The sequence below is a fragment of the Oleiphilus sp. HI0132 genome (genome assembly GCF_001635845.1).
On record NZ_LWGJ01000532.1, the window covers coordinates 1 to 719 of the forward strand.

The window sequence follows — 719 nt, forward strand, 5'->3', positions numbered from 1 at the left end:
ATAAGCTTCACCTGGCAACAGTCTATACTGTCATGGACAGTATCCGTGGTGCAATGAGCATCATTGGTGAGGAGAGGTTAACGTCCTTGTTATTTAAGTGCATGTCCTGTATTCAACAGGAGTTGGTTGACGGTGATACGATGCCTGACCAGACTTTGTTAGAAACTCTGGCTGATGCACTGACTTCATTGGAATACTACATTGAGAGTATGACCAAGGCACAAACCCAGAATGATGCTTTGTTAAAGTTGTCAGAAGAAAGTCTGGCTTCAATTGGGTATGGTACTTAAGCTTATACAAGGGTAGGAGGTAATTATGTTCTTGCCCGTCTTGTCTATTGCTATTCTCGGCGCTCTGCTAATTGTTATTTCTTTCAAGTACCTGTTCCTTCGTACATGGTTCAAGGCATGGCTAAAAGCTACGCTTGCTATTCTAGCTATACTCTCTGCAATGGCCCTTCTTTACAGTTCCTGGGATTTGTACAGTTTTAAAGCACAAACTTCTGCTCAAAAGATAGCAAGCGTTGAAACATTTAGACTTGGACCTCAACGATATAATTTGGTTTTAGAGCTAAACGAACAGCCTCCTCTGCACTTTGAAATAGAAGGGGATATGTGGCAGCTGGATGCTCGCTTGCTCGTCTGGGGAGATTTCTGGCGCTTTTTAGGGATGGAAGATGCATTTCGTTTTGACCGCTTATCTGGACGTTACCATTCAAT

Annotated in this window: 2 pseudogenes; both read left to right on the forward strand. The window is 42.8% G+C overall.

The annotated features are described in order from the left end of the window. Positions 1–290: pseudogene (locus A3766_RS30565) on the forward strand (chemotaxis protein); the annotation flags it as partial. Between the two features lie 25 nt (positions 291–315). After that, positions 316–719, forward strand: a pseudogene (locus A3766_RS06365) (hypothetical protein); the annotation flags it as partial.